The sequence below is a fragment of the Fibrobacter sp. genome (assembly GCA_024398965.1).
In the GTDB taxonomy this organism is placed as follows: domain Bacteria; phylum Fibrobacterota; class Fibrobacteria; order Fibrobacterales; family Fibrobacteraceae; genus Fibrobacter.
In genome coordinates, this window is record JAKSIF010000142.1 from 1 (window position 1) to 1490 (window position 1490).

The window sequence follows — 1490 nt, forward strand, 5'->3', positions numbered from 1 at the left end:
TGTAGCCTGGCGGCTTTGACCATCGCCTTTGCTATGGCATTCACAGGGTGTGAAAAAGAAGACACGGTACCTGACGAAGGGAAACTGCTAACCGTTGTCAACTCCCGTGTTGCAACAATGAACAGCATCGATGCTTTCTGGATGTGGACCGGAATGGCGGCTTACGTTCCCGGCTGTCAAGCCTGGCTGGACCCCGTTGTAAGCAAGTTTCTGGAAGGCAATCCTATCGTTGAGAAAAAGTATGTAATATGGGAGGGGAAAGCTCCTGTGGGAAATGAAAAAGTGCCTGCTTCCGGCATAGTTCTCGGCAAGAAATCAATCTTTGAGGGGAAAGAAAAAGCCAAAGGAGTGATACTCTATAACCACGGGACTCAGTTTGCCCAGATCGAAACCCCGTCCGGTGGGTTTGATATAAACGGATTATTCGCACTTGACGGATTTGTAGTGGTTGCAGCCGATTACTATGGCTTCGGTGCAACACAGAACAGGCCGCAGGCATATCTTGCTTATTATAACGCTGTTACCGCGCTTGAACTGTTGAGCGCGGCTGTCCGCGATTTCGGTTTGCAAGGTATTCCCCAATATGTGTGCGGTCACTCGGAAGGAGGTATGACTTCCGCTGCTGTCGCTCAGGAATGGTCCGCCAACGGTTCCGCATATCCCGATGTGGAACTCACCAGGGTGTATGCTGTCAATGGCCCTTATGACATTCACCATACCTTCTCAGAGTTCAGGGACTTGGACTACGCCCCGGGCATCATCGGTGGACTGGCTCTTGCCTCAATATCTTACAATATGATTCTTGGCGAGGATCTTTATAAGAACTTTGTGGATCTTGTGAAGAATAACAATGGAGAGAACCGTGCACAAAAGTATCTTACCTCAGGCGATTACGGCAACTACGGATCTCCGCTTGTTTTTGGCGAATACTACGGCATGCCGAACGCGCAGAATGCTCTGGAAACAGGCGAACTGACTGACGAAGCCCTTAAGGAACTGACTACTCCGGGACTTGACTATGGGACATTCCCCGGATTCTCAAGATGGGGGAAATTGTCACATCTGTTTGATATTGATGTATTGAATGAGCAGCTTCCAAAGTACAAGGAAAAATTCAACCTGTGTGACAAGCCTTTTGCTTACAAGTGTCCTTTTGTCATATGGAATTCGACTGAGGATGTGATGGTTCAGGACTACAATTCCGATCCTCTTTTCGAGAACGCTTCAGGAGACATAACATATATCACAGGCAATATGGGTGATCACGTCGCTTCCGCATACTACTTCATTCAATATTTCATCGAAGAGATAACTGGCAAGAAATTCCAAGAAAATTATGTAGGTCATACCTATTGCAATAACAATCCTCACGAGGAGGCATTCGATTGCCAGAACAAAAAGTTCTACAATACGCTTGATCCGGCAAATCAAAAATTCATTTACAATCTGAATTCTACTGCCAATTACTCAAGAGTAGTCAAAACAAAGTA

1 protein-coding gene is annotated in these 1490 nt (G+C 46.4%); it reads left to right on the forward strand.

The window, feature by feature from the left end; all coding sequences use genetic code 11:
• Positions 1-15: 15 nt before the first annotated feature.
• A partial coding sequence (locus MJZ26_15155) for a hypothetical protein (GenBank protein ID MCQ2107113.1) occupies positions 16-1490 on the forward strand: 1475 nt, incomplete at its 3' end.